The sequence below is a fragment of the Candidatus Endolissoclinum faulkneri L2 genome, from assembly GCF_000319385.1.
GTDB classification, from domain to species: domain Bacteria; phylum Pseudomonadota; class Alphaproteobacteria; order Thalassobaculales; family Thalassobaculaceae; genus Thalassobaculum; species Thalassobaculum faulkneri.
Map to the genome: position 1 here is coordinate 1,263,500 of NC_019566.1, position 18,205 is coordinate 1,281,704.

Annotated in this window: 7 protein-coding genes; 4 read left to right on the top strand and 3 right to left on the bottom strand. The window is 31.3% G+C overall.

Translation table 11 applies throughout. From position 1 onward, the window contains the following. Window positions 1-1,573: 1,573 nt before the first annotated feature. From trkA to A1OE_RS03670, 4 genes are all read left to right on the top strand, one after another. A complete protein-coding gene (gene trkA, locus A1OE_RS03655; protein ID WP_015089066.1) occupies window positions 1,574-2,950 on the top strand; it encodes a Trk system potassium transporter TrkA in 1,377 nt (458 codons plus the stop codon). Between the two features lie 1,733 nt (window positions 2,951-4,683). Beyond that, on the top strand, window positions 4,684-6,639 hold the full coding sequence (dnaG, locus tag A1OE_RS04170; protein ID WP_015089068.1) for a DNA primase: 1,956 nt from the start codon (window positions 4,684-4,686) through the stop codon (window positions 6,637-6,639). A 181-nt stretch (window positions 6,640-6,820) separates the two neighbouring features. Beyond that, the gene (rpoD, locus tag A1OE_RS03665; RefSeq protein WP_015089069.1) at window positions 6,821-8,770 is read left to right on the top strand and encodes an RNA polymerase sigma factor RpoD; all 1,950 of its coding nucleotides are present in this window, start codon (window positions 6,821-6,823) and stop codon (window positions 8,768-8,770) included. Between the two features lie 1,045 nt (window positions 8,771-9,815). Continuing rightward, the gene (locus tag A1OE_RS03670; protein ID WP_015089071.1) at window positions 9,816-10,607 is read left to right on the top strand and encodes an undecaprenyl-diphosphate phosphatase; all 792 of its coding nucleotides are present in this window, start codon (window positions 9,816-9,818) and stop codon (window positions 10,605-10,607) included. A gap of 2,574 nt (window positions 10,608-13,181) precedes the next feature. On the opposite strand, the gene lpxK is transcribed toward A1OE_RS03670, so the two are convergent. From lpxK to A1OE_RS03685, 3 genes are read right to left on the bottom strand one after another with little or no spacing between them, the layout of a single operon-like run. Beyond that, the gene (gene lpxK / locus A1OE_RS03675) at window positions 13,182-14,153 is read right to left on the bottom strand and encodes a tetraacyldisaccharide 4'-kinase (RefSeq protein WP_015089073.1); all 972 of its coding nucleotides are present in this window, start codon (window positions 14,151-14,153) and stop codon (window positions 13,182-13,184) included. Further along, window positions 14,150-15,421, bottom strand: a complete 1,272-nt coding sequence (locus tag A1OE_RS03680) for a 3-deoxy-D-manno-octulosonic acid transferase (protein WP_015089074.1) — start codon at window positions 15,419-15,421, stop codon at window positions 14,150-14,152. The genes lpxK and A1OE_RS03680 overlap by 4 nt, the downstream gene beginning before the upstream one ends. Further along, window positions 15,418-16,119 (bottom strand): lysophospholipid acyltransferase family protein, encoded by a 702-nt coding sequence (locus tag A1OE_RS03685; protein WP_015089075.1) that lies wholly within the window; start codon window positions 16,117-16,119, stop codon window positions 15,418-15,420. Before A1OE_RS03685 ends, A1OE_RS03680 begins: the two co-directional genes overlap by 4 nt. Window positions 16,120-18,205 lie beyond the last annotated feature (2,086 nt).

Sequence of the window (18,205 nt, forward strand, 5' to 3'; positions counted from 1 at the left end):
ACTGCAATGTCCAATTGATCGAGGAAAAATGGCTAGCCATTTCATTCAAAATGATATCAACATTCTGAATCGAAGATTGTCGATAGGTTTAATGCGAAAGCAGTTCAACCACAACATAAGGAATTGTTCCGGAGTAATATCTAAAATGAGCAAAATAACCATTTTATTATCAAAATTTTAAGATATTGTCTTCTTACTATGGGCTATTGAATAACAACTGCAAAGTTAACTGGCTAAATAAGATAACAGCAGATCAATTAATTTGGATTTCGATAAAAATCGGTAATATGCTGTTGTCAAATTGAAGAAATTGACTAAGCTAATTTCAAGTTAAAATTAGCTATCCGCGCAAAAATACGTTAATTATTAAGAAATCCAACAAGATCTATTCAATTAAGATGACTAGGAAGAACATTGCATAAGCAAGCTAAAGATTAATCAGAGTCTTTTGTAAAAATATTCTATATTATCATGTTTTATTTCAATTATATGTACCTTATGAGCAAGGCACTTTTCTCTTTTTACTTATTAGGCATGACTAATCTGCTATGTATAAAAATATTCTAATCGTTAAAAAATACTAAGATCTAAGTGATAAACAACTATATCTTTGATAATTAAAGAAAAAAGTTCTTTTGCATTATCCGTGATGTAAAAGCTATAAATTTGGCTAAATATTAAGTGCTAATTTTTCTAAGACATATGATGCAGTGCATTATAAATTCAGTATATAGAAATAATTATTACAACAAATAAGCACTTACGGTACAAAATGATACTTAATGGTATTAAAAGTTTTTTATTTAAGATTATAGACTAATTATAATAATATAATGAAAAAGCGCATCTTTTCTTCGAGAGTAGGTCAACAGAAAAGACGGTTTTTGTGGATATAACATCTTTCGGTCCATTACGTTTTAAGCTAGGTTCTTCCTATAGAGATAAAGCCTTGAAATATTTTGTAAAAAAGTTGATTAACTTATAATCAAACATTACCTATTCACTAGGTGAGCTAAAATTTATACTGTTTTGTTGCAACTAAACTAGTAGGAATATACTACATGTATAACTATAAAACATTATAAAGTAATAAAGTATAAATTTTACCAATGACCTGAAAACATTAAAAGTAAAACTTAACATACGCACGATTACATAGCTAATCTTTTTCTGTAACAATAAATAATTTCTGAAAGGTGCCTAAACAAAAAACTTTTATTAACTGTATATCGTATTTGTTTAATATATCTAGGAGAGAATTTCGAAATATATTTAAAATATTAAACAATCATCGTATGCTTTAGTTAACTTAAGTCTGAATGTTGTCTAAAGTATAAAATACTCTTTCCTTATGAAGATACAAAGCAATAATTATTGTGCAATACTTCTAAAAATATCGAGAGTAGTTAATAGCTTAATCTAAGGCAATTAATGCGGTAATAGACTACTGTACAACAATTAATTGTATAGCGTAGATCCCTTGACGTTATACAAAAGTATAGGATATTATAATGTGATTATAGGCTAAGAAATTATTTAGATATTACTTTTTTTATATGAAGTTTGTACTAAAATGAAAATAGTTATTTGTGGTGCAGGACAGGTTGGCACTAATATCGCTAAACAGCTTGCCAGCGAACAAAATGATGTCATACTAATCGATCAATCAACAGAACTGATCCAACATATAAGTGATACACTTGATGTGCGAGGAATAGTTGGCTTAGCCGCTTATCCTAGCGTACTAGAAGCAGCAGGAGCGCGTGAAGCAGATATGCTAATCGCGGTAACCTATAGCGACGAAGTTAACATGATGGCCTGTCAAGTTGCTCATTCAATATTTAATATACCAATCAAGATTGCTCGAGTGCGCAACCAGGATTATTTGAATCCAACCTGGGGTAATTTATTCTCAAATGAGCACATTCCCATTGATGTGATCATATCACCTGAGCAAGAAGTTGCCCGCGCGATTGGTCAACGCCTAGAATTACCTGGTACGCTTGAAGCGCTACCTATGGCAAACGGCAAAATTAAAATTGTAGGAATACGCTGTAATAAAACAACACCCATAATCCATACTCCCCTAAAACACCTCGCCTCGCTCTTTGCTAAATTGCTCGTAGTTATCATCGGTATTATTCGGGATAATAAAACTATTTTGTTAAAAACAGAAGAACAACTATTACCAGGAGATGATGTATATTTTGTATGTGATAACGAGCAAATATCTTATACACTAGCTAGTTTTGGAAATAAGGAACCTGAACCTCGTAGCATCATAATTGCTGGTGGTGGAAATATCGGTTTGGCAATTGCCGAAGAAATTGAGTGCAAGCATCGCGGTGTAACCACTAAACTGATCGAATGCAAAAATTCCCGTGCGCATTATATTGCCCAATCTCTCAAGAATATCACGGTAATCAATGGTAATGTCCTCGACCCAGAAATTATGGAGGAGGCAAATATATCTCAAGGAGAAACTTTTATTGCCGTTTCTGATGACGATGAAGTAAATATCTTGAGTTCCTTACTAGCTAAACGTTTTGGTTGTAAACGTACGATATCACTGACTAATTCATCCACCTATGCTCCGCTAATTAACCAGATTGGGATTGATACCTTGGTGAATCCACGGACTATTACTGTTTCTACAATTCTCCAACATGTTCGTCAAGGTCATATTTGTCAAATATATTCGATAAGAGAAGACTTTGGCGAAATAATTGAAGCAGAAATAACAGAAAAATCAGTACTGACTGGGCATCCATTAAAAAATACTCCTCTACCTCCCGGAGTAACAATTAGCGCAATAGTACGTAGAGATAAGGTTATTCTACCTACTTCTGATACCGTTATTTGTGTCAATGATCGTGTGATAGTATTTGCTAACTACAAAGTGGTAAAGAAAATTGAAAAATTGTTTTCTATTGGCTCTGATTTTTTTTAAGCAAATCTAATTGTTAGTTGCTTATCATTACATTTTATTTTATATACTGTAATGCAAAAGTTCCTATACGCAGGACTGCATTATCCAATTTTTGCTTTTTATACTAAAGTTCAAGTTCATAGCAATACTTATATATCATGGGTAGTTAACTAAAAATTACATGTTTTATATATAAAATAGAAAATTTTTAATTTAGCATTAAGTATACAGTATATGTGTTTTTGTTACAAAAATATTTAATAATATTTCTACAAGTATACCTTCAATTTTAAGAAGTAAAATATTATGTTGGCATGTAATTACATATTAATTTTTATTAGCAGAATACTTCAAAATTTTCTTATGCTGCATTTATAATGCTATTATTATATAGCTAGTTCTAACAAATAAAATATAAGTAAACGTTGTTTAACAGGATCGTCTAACGATTAACAATTATACCGTCTACATAGTAAACTTACTAATCAGATACTTAATTAGCAGTTTATGTCAACTTATTGAGTATTATAGGATTGAATTAATTGCTAGATTGCAATTTACTCATTCATGGATTGCTTAAAATTTACAACATGTACTAACTGCAATTAAACTACGCCTATTTTAGGCGCTCGTTTCATAAGCAAAAATAACTTATTAGTTTTTAAGCAAGATAAATTTCATAGTCGGGAACGATTTAAAAAAAACATCTTAATTGTTAGCATTTAGAAGAAAGAAGTCGAATTATTGCCATATATCGAATATATATCTCAATCATAATGAACAGATCGCAAACAATTAGTCATAAAAATTATAATAAAGATGATAATTTATACTTTATTAACGATAAACTTTAAATCTCCTATGTAATAACTAGCTACCATTTAGCTATTAGCTTAAAGGCCTTTTGCAAATAGTATTATCGGAAAACTGATGATAAAACTTAAATAGTCAGACAAGCAAATAGAACATTATAAAAATCATTTACTTTTATCTAAGTTTAGCAATTTTTTTCATTCCGTTGTAATCAGGTCTTATGTTTAAAAAATTGCTTCTACGCATAATGAGTAGATTAATAGGCAAGCAAATTGCTCTTGTTTTACATTGACTAACTCGCATTCCCTGGATATTGATCTATTGAATTATCAATAAAATGTTAGTTAAATACAAACGCAATTTGCTAAAAATATGATAGCTTTTCTTCGAAAAAAATCTAACTAATAAGGGTGATTAACATTCGTAATAGCGATGATCTGTTTTTATTAAACAACTCCAATGGAATTTTGAATTACACAAAAGAATTATCTAAATATAAATAATATTATAGAAAAAGAAAATATATGACAGCCTTTATTATACGTACAATATAAATTATACATATTATTAATATATAAATATCAAAAATTAATTAATGTAATAAATATTTAGCGTATACTATAGACAATAATATTTAATGTTATTAGCTGACTAATTTAACTTAAGATATAATGTATTATACGCTTACTTTATTTGTTTTATACAAAAAACTATAAAAACTTATAGCAAAGTAATATTTCTTGCATCTATTAATTATTCAATGCATCTAAGAAATCTAAAATGAACAATCTAGCTGCATAAAGGCACCTTTAAGACCTACCATAAATTAAGAAGAAAATGACTAATATAATGACCTATTGCAATTACCCTCACGATTATAGCAAAACTATATGTATAATTGTGATTTCATGTTTTGATATGCAAAGTAGTACTATAATACCATGTCGCTTCCTCCGCATTTCATTGAAGAACTACGTAATCGCTTAACAATATCCAGCATAATTAGCCGGAAATGTAAGCTAAAACGAAACGGCCGTGAATTCATAGCGCTATGTCCATTTCATAACGATAATAAACCATCGCTCTCTGTAGTTGATGACAAGGGTTTTTATCACTGTTTTGCCTGCGGAGCGCACGGAGACATATTTAAATTTCTTATGGAAACCAATGGCATAAAATTTATGGAAGCCGTTGAACAGCTTGCTAGCATAGCGGGAATCTGCATACCGAACTCAAGATCAGAAAGCCGGCATCACATCGAACGTCGCAAATCCATTCAATCGATAATGGATATTGCTTGTAGCTGGTACGAACAACAACTTCACACAAACGCTGGAGAAGCTGGCCGTAATTATTTAATGAAACGCGGTATAACCAATGAAACTATAAAGAATTTTCGTATCGGTTGGGCTCCAGGATATCGCAATGCATTACAGCATGTAATGAAATATGAGGGTGTGAAGAATGAAATTCTGATAGAAGCAGGTTTAGTAAAACACTATAAAGAAAAGAAAAATTCTAGTTTGATGGTCGATTATATGCGAAACAGGATTGTTTTCCCGATAATCGACCGGCATTGCAATGTTATTGCTTTTGGCGGAAGAGTTTTAGGTGACAACCAACCAAAATACTTAAACTCACCCGAAACTCATTTGTTCAACAAAGCCCAAATGCTTTATGGTATCAGTCAAGCGCGTAATTTAATCTCAAAGTTTGGCAAGATAATTGTTACTGAAGGTTACTTGGACGTTCTCTCTCTAAATCAAGCTGGTCTTCCAGCTGTATCTCCACTTGGCAATACACTAAGCAAATATCAGCTCATAGATTTATGGCAAATCACGGCAGAACCTTTCATATGCTTTGATGGAGATAAAGCTGGCTATAGAGCTGCGCTACGCGTTTGCGATCGTGCATTACCGTTACTAAAGCCCGGCCAATCCTTACGCTTTGTAACTTTGCCACATGGACAAGATCCAGCCGATTTGATTAGGCTCTATGGCAAAGAAGTGCTACATGAATTCCTAGCTGCTGCTCGCGGGCTAGCAGAATTTATATGGGACAATGAGTTATTTTTGTCTGACCTGCAAACCCCAGAGAGCAAAGCTAAATTTAAACAAGACATTGATCTAAAAATCAATAATATATCGGATAAATATATACGTTGTGAATATCATAATTTTTTTCGAAAAAAAAATAGCGAGCTATTTGATAATGTTGATTGCCAATATCACGACATTCAAAAATCTACTAAAGAATTATATTCACGATCAACTAAAAAATATATGCATAATCATAGCATAAGTGGAAAAAACCACTCTCTTAATCAAAGAATTTTTAACAAAAAAAATCACAAAAAACTCTTAATCAATAAATCATTCAAGTCTCGTAAAGATTTTACGGTATCATCTTCCGAAATTAGAAGAGAACAATTAATAATTTCGATTATTGCAGCTCATCCATCTTTACTCGATAGATTTGGTGAATGTATCGAATATGAAAATTTTATTGATCCAATACACGAAAATGCCCGTCATGCTATCTTTAGCTTCGTGAGAAATTATCCAGAAGCAGCATTTGAATCTCTAAAATTTTTTTTAAAGGTAAATTTTACAAATAAAATTATTGTGAGTAAAAATGTAAAAAAAATATTTCCATTTTGTGATCAAAATTACAACGCAGAGTTTGCGGGAAAAGCTCTTTTTGTTTTATTAATGAAAAATAAAATTAAAAAAATCGAGCAAAAAATAGATTCTCTTATTAAGAAGAATAGTCAAGATATTAATAATAATACACTAGAAATTATTATGTCTCTTCGAGCAACCAGAATTAATTTAATAAATAATATTCATGCGGTGGATCATGATGAAATAGGTACAATCGACACAATCGGAATATAGATTGACGAATCTATAGCGTACGCACATCTAACTTTATGGTCGCAAATGCGTTGGAGCGGAATATGCTTATAACAGATTATTTCCAGCGTATTACACAGCTTTGACTATACACTTAATAGTTTAAAAATATTGTCTGCGGGAGCAAAGTTCAATTTGACAATTAATGCGAGGTCAACAGCTTATGGCGACTAAAACAGCAGCGGCATCCCAAAACGACCAAGATACCCGCGACAATGATGCTGCGCCAAATAGTTTGCTACTGAGTAGCATCAGCCAACTAATTAATAATCTTATTAAAAAAAGCAAAGAGCGGGGATGCTTAACTTATGCTGAGTTAAATTCTGCCTTACCACAAGAAGATCTATCCTCAGAGCAAATCGAGGATGTAATTAGCGCACTAAATGAAATGGGTATTAATTTTGTTGATAACGAATATAATCCTGAAAGGGAAGAAGAAGTTGATAAAGAAAATACATTTACTGGAAATGTTTCTGATGAGGATGTCAGACGTACCGACGATCCAATGCGCATGTACTTACGCGAAATGGGTTCGGTTGGCCTATTGTCTCGCGATGGCGAAATAGCTATTGCTAAACGGATCGAGACTAGTCTTGAGATGATGATTGGCGGTATCTGCGAAAGTCCGCTAACTATCCGTGCACTTGTACACTGGCGTGACCAACTTAAAGACGGAACTATCCTATTACGCGACGTCATCGATCTGGAAGCTACTTATGGTGTAGAACATGCTACCCCAGATCCATCCTTGGATGGAAACGACAAAAAAAATGAAAATAATTCTGAAAAAGATAAACGTGCTAATAATAAAGAAGAAGATGAATACTCTGACGATAGTGAAGAAAACAATATATCTTTATCAGTAATGGAGGAACAACTAATTCCACAAGTATTAGAAAAATTTGATAATATTGCTAATACTTACAGTAAGCTTGCAAAAATGCAAAAGCGTCGAATTGATAAATTGACTCGTGGCGAACAGCTTGCTAGGGCAACTGAACGTAAGTACGACAAACTTAAAAGAGACCTAATCAAAGCTATGGAAAGCGTACGTCTGACCAATAGCAGAATCGATGCTATTGTAGAACAGTTATACTCATTAAATCGTAATATGATTCAAGCAGATACGCAACTTTGGCGCATGGCCGACAGTGTCAATGTATCTCGTAAATCATTTATGGAAGAACATTTTGGCAAAGAATTAGAACCTGGATGGGCTGAACGAGTTGCGAAAAAAAGTGAAAGCTGGAAACATTTTTTTAAAAATTATAGTAATCAGATCGAAAAACATCGTTTGAATTTAGCAAAAATTTCCTCTGACGCAGGACTACCTATTAGCGAGTTTCGTCGCATTGTGCAGACAGTGCAAAAAGGTGAACGTGAAGCGGCGAGAGCAAAGAAAGATATGGTTGAAGCTAATCTACGCCTCGTTATTTCTATCGCGAAGAAATATACTAATCGCGGTCTTCAATTTTTAGACCTTATTCAAGAAGGAAATATCGGCCTAATGAAAGCAGTTGACAAGTTCGAATACCGTCGGGGATATAAATTTTCTACTTACGCTACCTGGTGGATTAGACAAGCTATCACTCGCTCGATTGCTGATCAAGCTCGCACCATTAGAATTCCTGTACATATGATTGAAACTATTAATAAGTTACTTCGCACCTCACGACAAATGCTTCCAGAAATAGGTCGCGAGCCAACTCCAGAAGAGTTAGCGGAAAAATTATTAATGCCACTGGATAAAGTTCGTAAAGTACTAAAAATTTCTAAAGAGCCTATCAGCTTAGAAACACCAATTGGCGATGAGGAAGATAGCAATTTAGGCGAATTCATCGAAGATAAAAACGTTATACAGCCGCTAGATGCTGCTATACAAACCAATTTACGTGAAACAACCACGCGAATATTATCTAGCTTAACTCCGCGTGAAGAACGTGTATTACGTATGAGATTTGGCATAGGAATGAATACCGACCACACTCTAGAAGAAGTCGGACAACAATTTAGCGTAACTCGTGAACGAATTCGTCAGATTGAGGCTAAAGCACTACGCAAACTTAAACATCCATCGCGATCTAAAAAATTACGCAGTTTCTTTGAATGCTAACATTAGTCTATGAAATTAGATTAATGTTATTTTTAGGAAAACACGCAAGAAAATAATTAACTTTACTTATATAATGAATATTATACCTATCAATGTGTTTAAAGCAGTTATTATCTTTATTTAAAATAATTTAAAAAGACAATATAAAGTAAAATTATTAATTGGTAGTAATTTATAAGCTATATCAAGTGCTAATTATTAGCTAGTATATTTAAATAGCTGCGACTTAATCTATTTGATAAACAAATTATTTATAGTTATGGTGGGAATCTTAGATCTTATTTTATAAGCAAATCAGTGAATTGATATTCACTGCTAATGAATTAATTTTTGCAAACCTTTTATAATCAAGTTCTTTAATTAAGTTTTTAGCAAACCAAATAGCTGTTGTCTGCTTTATATAATATTATTTTTCTTATTTATTCATTAGGTATCAAGTTGTATAACTAAAACAAGTATTAATATCTAATATATTACATCAGAATCAATTTTTTAATGAATAGTAAATGCAAATAGATATAATCTAGAAGATATCTAACTTATTATACAATAATATTTAAAATGACATTAGCTATAACATAAAAATATGATTAATCTACTATAAGATATAGTGAAATATTCTCCTTATCTTTTTAAGGATAAGGGGAATATTCTTTTATCATCCTTACTAAGAAGTAAAATATTTTAGGAAAGCGAATTTAGTTAGCTATCATCGGCTTTGTATACAACAAAATATTTTTATTACTCAATAATACAAACTGGCGTATTCAAGACTAGGTTTTATTGACTAAAATCTTAACAAATCTTCTTTTATTTAATAAGTACTTGTTTTCCAAGCTAGGCTTAAGTAATTTGCTATCAATAATGTCTTTACACTTATTGATCATCTTCCTGCTCTATAATAGTATTTATTAAATAATGTATAACTTATACAGCATTATAATGTATCAAAAAGATAGTTTTAAAATTAAAAAATTTTTATAATTTTAAAACTAATTATTGTAGGGTTTTTGTAATTTAAATTTAGACAACCGGAGAAAGTTGAGTGTCTATTGATCATATAATTTTCATAGCACTAATTCAGGGTGTTACTGAATTTCTTCCTATAAGCTCTTCCGGTCACTTAATAATGATACCAACTATACTTGGCACTAGTGATCAAGGAATGATAATTGATGTAGCGGTTCATATGGGCACCTTATTGGCTGTTTGCCTATATCTATGGCGCTATATCAGTCGAATCATCCTCGGTAGCGTACGAGGATATCGAGATCCGGACTTTCGCCTAACTATGCAAATAATTTTAGCAAGCATATCTGTTATTTGCGTTGGTTCTGTTGTGAAGTATTATATAGATGATATTATTCGCTCTCCAAAGATAGTTGCTTGGGCAACTCTTGGCTTTGGCATTTTACTCGGAGTTGTCGATCGTTTTGGTATGACAAGCCGACGAATTGAACATATGTCCTACAGAGATGCTCTCATTATCGGGTTTGCCCAGGTACTCGCCCTGATTCCAGGCACCAGTCGTTCTGGCATAACTATAACAGTATCCCGGGCGCTGGGTTACGAACGACAAGAAGCAACTCGTTTTTCAATGTTAATAGGAATTCCAACAATTCTTGCTGCAGGAACAGCAATTAGTTTAGACTTATACAATTATAATGATCTTCAGCTTACTATCGATGCATGTCTAGCTGGTGGATTATCATTTTTTGCTGCTCTGATATCAATCACACTAATGATGAATTGGTTAAAGTGCGCAAGCTTTTTTCCATTCGTAATTTACCGTATCTTATTTGGAAGTGGATGGCTGATCTGGCTCTATAAGACATAAAAATTTGCTTACTCTAAATAATGTCATGCTTAACAAATAACGAGCATAAAATCATTCATTATATAACTACGCACAGGGCTTTCGCTAACTTAAGTATTTTTAAGGATTATTTTTCTTTCTAGAAAATTAATAGTCCTTTACTGTTATTTAATCAATTTATAACAAAGCTAGCCTTTTAAAAATACTCATTTGGTTTAATGTTAAATAGTATTTAACTTGTATTGTTATATACTTAATTTGTAAAATATTATATTATGCGCAGTATTAATATTTTGTATATTTTAGTTACGGCAATACTCAAATAAGCAAAACGCTCTCCAAAGCTACGGCGGCTATTATTCTTGCTGAAATTACAATTTAAGAAAGCATGGAATACAAAGCTTCATGCTTTTGTTGTGTAGATCAGGAAATAAATTTTGTTTATGCAGTATTGGATTTCTTAGCAATTATGCTAGGTGTATCCATATCTGCTGGTTAAAAATCTAAGCATAGTTTTTATTTATTTTCATAAGCAGTCATAAAACCCATAATAATTCTTGCTTAACATTCGTTATCCCTATTTAATATATTAGTCTTAAATATATTTTGACATAAACTAAATTCAACAGTCGTTGTCAAACTACAAAAATAGAATAGTTTAGAATAAAATGTTTAGTTTAAAAAAAGTAATATATCTACAATTTTCTCATATTAATCTTTAGGTATTTGCGGAAGCTAGCCTGGCTTAAAAATAATCTAATCGCTAAGTCAAATAGTAAGCTTAAGATATAATATAATTAATTCTTACAACATATAACAATTAATAATAGCTAAAAACATTTTAAATTGATTCACAATTAAGCACTTAATTAAAAAATTAATAGCTTATCATATACTAAAAACTACCTAAAATGGTAAGCTAATTAATAATATAAAGATAAGATATTTAAATAACTATTAAATATTTTTACTAAGATAGTATGATCAATAAATTATTATATCACACTATACTTTAGTTTTAAAAATTAAACTATATTCTAGATTTGCGCCAATAATTAGCATGTCAATCCTAATCAATAAATTTTTAATAAGAGGACATAAATTTATATAATTGTTTATAATTTTATGTCCAGTGAATTAGGTAAAAGAAGCGATTGCAATAAGTATCAAAATACAATTGTTGATGCAAATCAACAGCAATTAATTAATTTAAAAATTTCTTAGAGGAATTCTTTACTATTTGAAATACTAAAATGAAAGATTGTATAATATATAATAAACCAAACAATAAATTCCGCTAAAATCAATGCTAATTTAGTTAGTAAAATATATTTAAATTAAATAGAAAAATATTATATTAACTTTTGAGCCTGTTGTTAATAAAAACAAGTAAAGTAATTGATTAAAAATAATAAATAAAATGAATTGTTCAAAAAAAAACTAGCGTAACTAAGCTAAACAAGGTTTTCTTATTTTATAACATACCTTTCCATATCTCTATAAGACTAATGCATTATTACTTCTGTCTACAATAAGGAAAATAATTATTTTTATTGTATAGCTTTATACACTCATAAATTTTACCTAGAAGATAATAAGTATTGAAAATAAAATGGGTTATTTCCCGATTGTGAGTTTAAACGATAAAATACTTTTTATAAAATTTTTTTAGTTTGATCAAATCAACGTTTGATATTATAAGACTAGAATAATAGGCTAGTCTATATTACGGTTAATTAATAAGATTGACGCTTGTTTACTTAAAGTAAATTATTAACTGTGAAATATTTTACTTATCTAATTAACATTATTAATATTTTCTTATCCTAAAGCATATATAATGTATTGTATATTTTCTCTTCGACAAAGAAACCTTTAATATTTGGTTAATATTTTTTATAAAAGCACAAAGGTACCAAGCTATAGATTAGAGGTATTCTCTCTAACATTAGACAAAATAAAATACATCTAATTTTAATTCCTAAACTCCATTTATTCAGTTAGTTAAACTAATTATTAAAGTATAATTGTATTATTATACTTTAATAATATCAATCTAGAATAATAAAACTAAAATTTTTGATCAATGAATATACCTTAACTAAAAGTTATTCTTTCTGCATAATTAACACAAGGTAAATTCAAATATTTATTGTATAAAATTGATAGAGCTAACATTTTATATTCATGTATTATTTTTTTTTGGCAAAATTTATAAACTGCTTGATATTAAATCATTATACTAAATGGAATGATAAAACAAATGAAAAAATTAGCTAATTTTTAATTAAAATAAATAATTATGCTATTCCGTAATCCTTTTGATTGTTAGTTTCAACTTGTGAAATGAAGTTAATTACGATTTTGCGATCAAAGAAAACTAGATATCTACTGAATTTTGTGATTATATCAATGATATTTAATATGTTGCATTCTATAAGAAGATAAATAAGCCAATCGGCCATTAAACAAAAAATCACATCTCACTTCCTCTAAGGAAATAGTTATAATAATTACCTTGTACTATTGGAGAGTGTATTGATAATCAAATATCTATTAATTATTTATCATAACTATCAATAATAAATAGTAGTTTTAAAAAGATAACATACGATTCAAAAATACGCTAAACGCTGTAGGATCGCTCCAAACAAGGGATATTTCCACCACGGTGACATTTATTCGAAACCATAGTGGTAAGCGCGTAGCATCTTTCGATGTAGTCACTAAAATTGCATCTTCAAAAACCGCTTGTTCTACTAGCTCAATCAACTCAGATGATCTATAGGGATGATGATCAGCAAAAGAACGAAACCCAATCACCTTAGCGCCAATTTCTATTAGAGTTTCATGGAATTTATCCGGTCTACCAATTCCTGCAAATCCTAATACACGACGGTTGCGTAAAGACAAAGCAGCAGGAGATGGCTCTAACGCTCCATGTAATATTAAATGTTGATCGCCAATCAGTGATTTAATTTCCTTACGATCCTCGCCTATCAATAATACAGCATGCGCTTTTTGTAAAGAATCGTTCCATGGCTCGCGCAAAGGCCCAGAAGGAATTATTTGACCATTTCCGATTCCAATAACAGCATCAACTACAAGTAAAGAGATAGTTGGTACTACAGAAGGATTCTGCAAACCATCGTCCATAATAATAACATCACAGTCACTATTCTCCAACAATCTAGCACCATCAGCCAAACGACGTGCAACAACCGTTGGAGCTATTTCAGTCAACAAGATAGACTCGTCCCCTACATCAGCGAATGTATGCACAGTTAAGTCAACATGTAAAGTTCCAGCATATCGTCCACCATAGCCCCGTGACAATAATCCAACTCGCTTGCCGTCATCAATCAACTTATTAGCAATGGCTAACACAGTTGGTGTTTTACCAGCACCGCCTACTATAGCATTACCTACGCAAATTAGTGGCAAACTCGAACGATACGGTTTCGTTATCGCTTTGCGAATATCGGTAACTAATCTCCAAAGCCAGCTAATCGGTATCAGAGTCAACGTTAGCCAACCACCGTTTTGCCAAAACCTAGGTGAAATCACATGGGTTTCTCGGGAAGCATTGGTTCTAATGCCTCCAAAATAAAATTAATTTTAATAGCTCTCGCCATAGCGACTCTTCGCGCACATGCCCCCATTTTACTTGTTGTTACTGGATCGTCTAGTAAATCTCTAACCGTTTTAGCTAAGCTACCAGCATCATTAACCTCTCGTGCCCCGCCAGCTGCAAGAAGAGCATCAGCAGATTCACGATTATTCGCTATAAGTGGACCGAATATTAGTGCAGTACCGCAATAGGACGCTTCCATCGGATTATGACCACCTACTTTTACCATAGAGCCAGCTAAAAAAGTAATTGGTATCACACTGTAGAAAATAGCAATCTCGCCCATCGTATCAGCTAAGTATACAGAAGTTCTTTCTTTTATTGGCTGATTAGCGGAACGACGAGCTAGGCTTAATCCATTTCTTTCCGCCATACAAGCAATCTCATCGCTTCGATTTGTGTGGCGTGGCACAATCACTGTTAGCAAGTTTGGTTTACTCTTAACGATCTGAGCATGAGCATCAAAAACGATCGCATCCTCTCCTCGATGAGTGCTAGCAGCAAGCCAAACCGGACGACCAGCAATAGCGTTTCGCAATGTTGTAGCAATTTTTATATCTACTTTTGGAGGAACAATGGAATCTTTTAAATTACCCACATAGCGTACATCAACACAACCCAAGGCAAGGAAACGTTTTACTTGCTCATGATTAGCAGCGAGCACCAGGTCAAATGCGCCAAACAAAGGCTTGGCTAGATTACCTATACTTTTCCAGCGTTGAAATGTGCCAAAAGACAATCTACCTGAAACAATAACCATATGGATGCCGCGTCTATCAGCTTCACTCACCATAGTTGGCCACAAATCTGACTCCATCCAAATAGCTAAATCTGGCCGCCAATAATCAAGAAATCGCTCCACCCAAGCCAGTCGATCGATTGGTATAAACTGATGAATCACCCCTTCAGGTAATAATTTACAGATAAAATTACCTGAAGTAACAGTGCTAGTAGTGAGTAACAAAGTAACCCATGGCTTAGTATCATGCAGAATTTTAATTAAAGCAAGCAGCGCAGCCGCCTCGCCTACACTGACGGCGTGCAACCAGATCAATCTGCCTGATGGACGGGATTGAGTAGCTATACCGCGTCGCTCTTCTAAACGAGCTTTATTCTCCTTTCCTTGCAATACTTTTAATCTAAAATAAACATCAAGAAATAATCCTAACAATGTAGCAATCGCTTTGTATATTTGTAAAATCACGTCGATACACCCTGTTGTGGAGGATCCGGTGCTGTAGGTTCCATCCCCAAATAATGGTCTGCCGCATTTGTCACATTGGTTAGTATTCCTTCGACTAAAAGGCGTGCTTGTTCTCGATTATCTTCTTTAGTAAGATGAATCGGTGCACCAATCATAACTACCCCATTGGTAAATGGTAGAGGAAATAAAAATCGATCCCATGAAGCAATTTGTATACACGGGCGCAAGCTACAAGTAAATGGAAGTACTGGAATGCCTGTATATCGTGCCACCTCAATTACGCCAGGCTGGCATCTCATACGAGGTCCGCGTGGTCCATCAGGAGTAATTGCTACCGGATAGCCCTTTTTCAAAGCACGCAACATACCACGCAGAGCATTCATAGGCTTACGTCTGGTTGAGCCCTCAATCGGTAAAGTAATAAAATCCGACATTGCTTCACTTATCATACGACCATCAGAGTGGGATGAGTGTAGCATCGCTAGCGGCTTACCACGTGGCCAACTACTAGGAATTAAACCAAGACGATTGTGCCAAAAAATCACTAAAAAAGGTTCGCCACTAGTGATAATAGCGTCAGATTTTTGATCTATGTATCGTTCAATGTTAATCGTTGCGAAAAGCATGCGAATATAAGCACGTGTAACTTTAGTTAAAATAGTATAACCAATATAACTACGAACAATAGATTTCAGCATAAACTTAGCTGATGATTACTAAATTAGTAAAAGGCATGATTTGATGTACTAACATTTTTTTATAAAATTTATTTATTTTAATAAATATAGCGTTAAAAAATGACATATTTTTCTTTCATCTAGATTGTTCTTTGCAAAAGATAAATTGCTTAAAGTAATAAATTTTTATAGGCAAGCTGTATAGCACACTTAGTATTGTCATTAAATTAATATATTGCCTTTTAAGGCAACTTTAGCTAGTTAAAATTAAACAGAATAAAATAAAAATCATATCTAATAATTAATCTTTTACTGAAGAATGTAAAAATGCTTTTTGATTTTAGTTTTAATAAAACATATTTTATATTTTTTAATTAAAAAATGCTATTGGTATTAATTTATTTTAACAATTACTTGATTAAGTAATAGGGATTTATTTTGTTTAATCTTGGCCGATAATTGCGAATTATAAGCTGATTTTTATTAGCAAAGTAGAATTTTTCATAAAAAACTCATCATAACATAGAAATAATTTATTATTACGTATAAATTTTAAAAAATAAAATGCAAAAAATATCATTGAATTATTAATCAATTTTATAACATCAAACCACAATAATCTAACATGATAAGGCGTTAGCTTAACCATCTTTTGTCTTAGTATTATTTTCTAAAATAATTAAGCATTTTTAGGAAAAAAATAATTCAACTACAATACCAATATGGTTTAATAAAAGTATGGCTAACGTTATGGTAATTTATTGCACAATAATATTATTGAAATTAATCTTCAGGTATAAATAAAAATTAAAAAGCCTATTATTAACTTAATATAGCTTTAGATAAATAAAATTACTCATAATCCAAAAAACACGCAATAAAGAAAACAAGTAATTATATACTTAACTTTTGCTAAGTATTAATTTTGATAAAATTCGTGAAACACAATTGAAAATAGGATCAATGCTAATTCACTTATAGTATAAATTAGCAAAAATAAAAATTAATATGATCAAATTAATCGAAATAAATATCAATTATAATTGACTATAGTATTTAGATAAATATAGCACAATTTAAGATAATGAAATTATTTCTTAAATATTACCTAATTACATAGCAATATCTAAAATATAATGCAAATTCAATTACCGGCCTTGCCAAGGCAAATGCTAAATTTTAGCATCGTATTAATTTTTAATTTGGCAGTTAAATCAATCAAAATGTTTTAATTGCAATACTTAAAAATAAAAAAACAAATATGAAATTGTCATTTATCCATTTGATCTATAGTGATTAAAATGCGATAGCATATAGCTAAGTTTTGCTTAAATAAATTGATTTATCAAAATGCGACTAGCATTAGTAGTAAAAGTACTCTTTTTAAGAATAGTAAATTAAAGTGCAAGATGCTTTCTTAACTACATTATTGATTATATCTTGTACTATAACTTATTATTTAAATTAAATTACTTTAAATTAAAAAAGAAAGATCAATTTTATTTTGTTTTAATAATGACAGTAATACACTTGCATTGGTTAATTATTTACCTGAATGGTAATATATAGTTTGCTATGGATCAGACAATTTTCGATATTATTCTTATATAAATATGCAGATTAAACAACATTATCTTTTTGATAACATCGAATGTTAGTTGAATTAAGTAAGAGTTAACGTTAATTTTCAGTATTCGTTTAGTATAAAAATGACGATGAATTGCATAGATTATTTACTCGATAAAATATCATTGCTTTTGATCATAAGTCTTTATGCAAAGATAAAATAGTATCTGCTTTAGTCTTATTTCAAATGCGATTGGGTATTAGATCGATATATCATTAACTTCATATATTACCATTGCTAATAGTGCCTGATAAATTGAAGCTACCTAAGCCGCTCGATAAATTTAGTAATTATTATTATCTTTGTAATATTCTAAGATATTTATTATTCATTTGTTTTGAAATTTAGATATAAAAATCCTTAACAATATATTTATAATTGTATAATCTATTTTAGATCAATGGAGCTTTATAGTGCCCTAGTACAATAACTAGCTTCAAGCTACTAAAGATTTATAGCTTCAAAAAAAAATCTCTTTAA

What these genes read in the sequence shown, in the direction of transcription:
- A1OE_RS03685 (WP_015089075.1), bottom strand. Translation starts at nt 16,119, where the DNA reads ATGCTGAAATCTATTGTTCGTAGTTATATTGGTTATACTATTTTAACT.
- trkA (WP_015089066.1), top strand. Translation starts at nt 1,574, where the DNA reads ATGAAAATAGTTATTTGTGGTGCAGGACAGGTTGGCACTAATATCGCT.
- dnaG (WP_015089068.1), top strand. Translation starts at nt 4,684, where the DNA reads ATGTCGCTTCCTCCGCATTTCATTGAAGAACTACGTAATCGCTTAACA.
- rpoD (WP_015089069.1), top strand. Translation starts at nt 6,821, where the DNA reads ATGGCGACTAAAACAGCAGCGGCATCCCAAAACGACCAAGATACCCGC.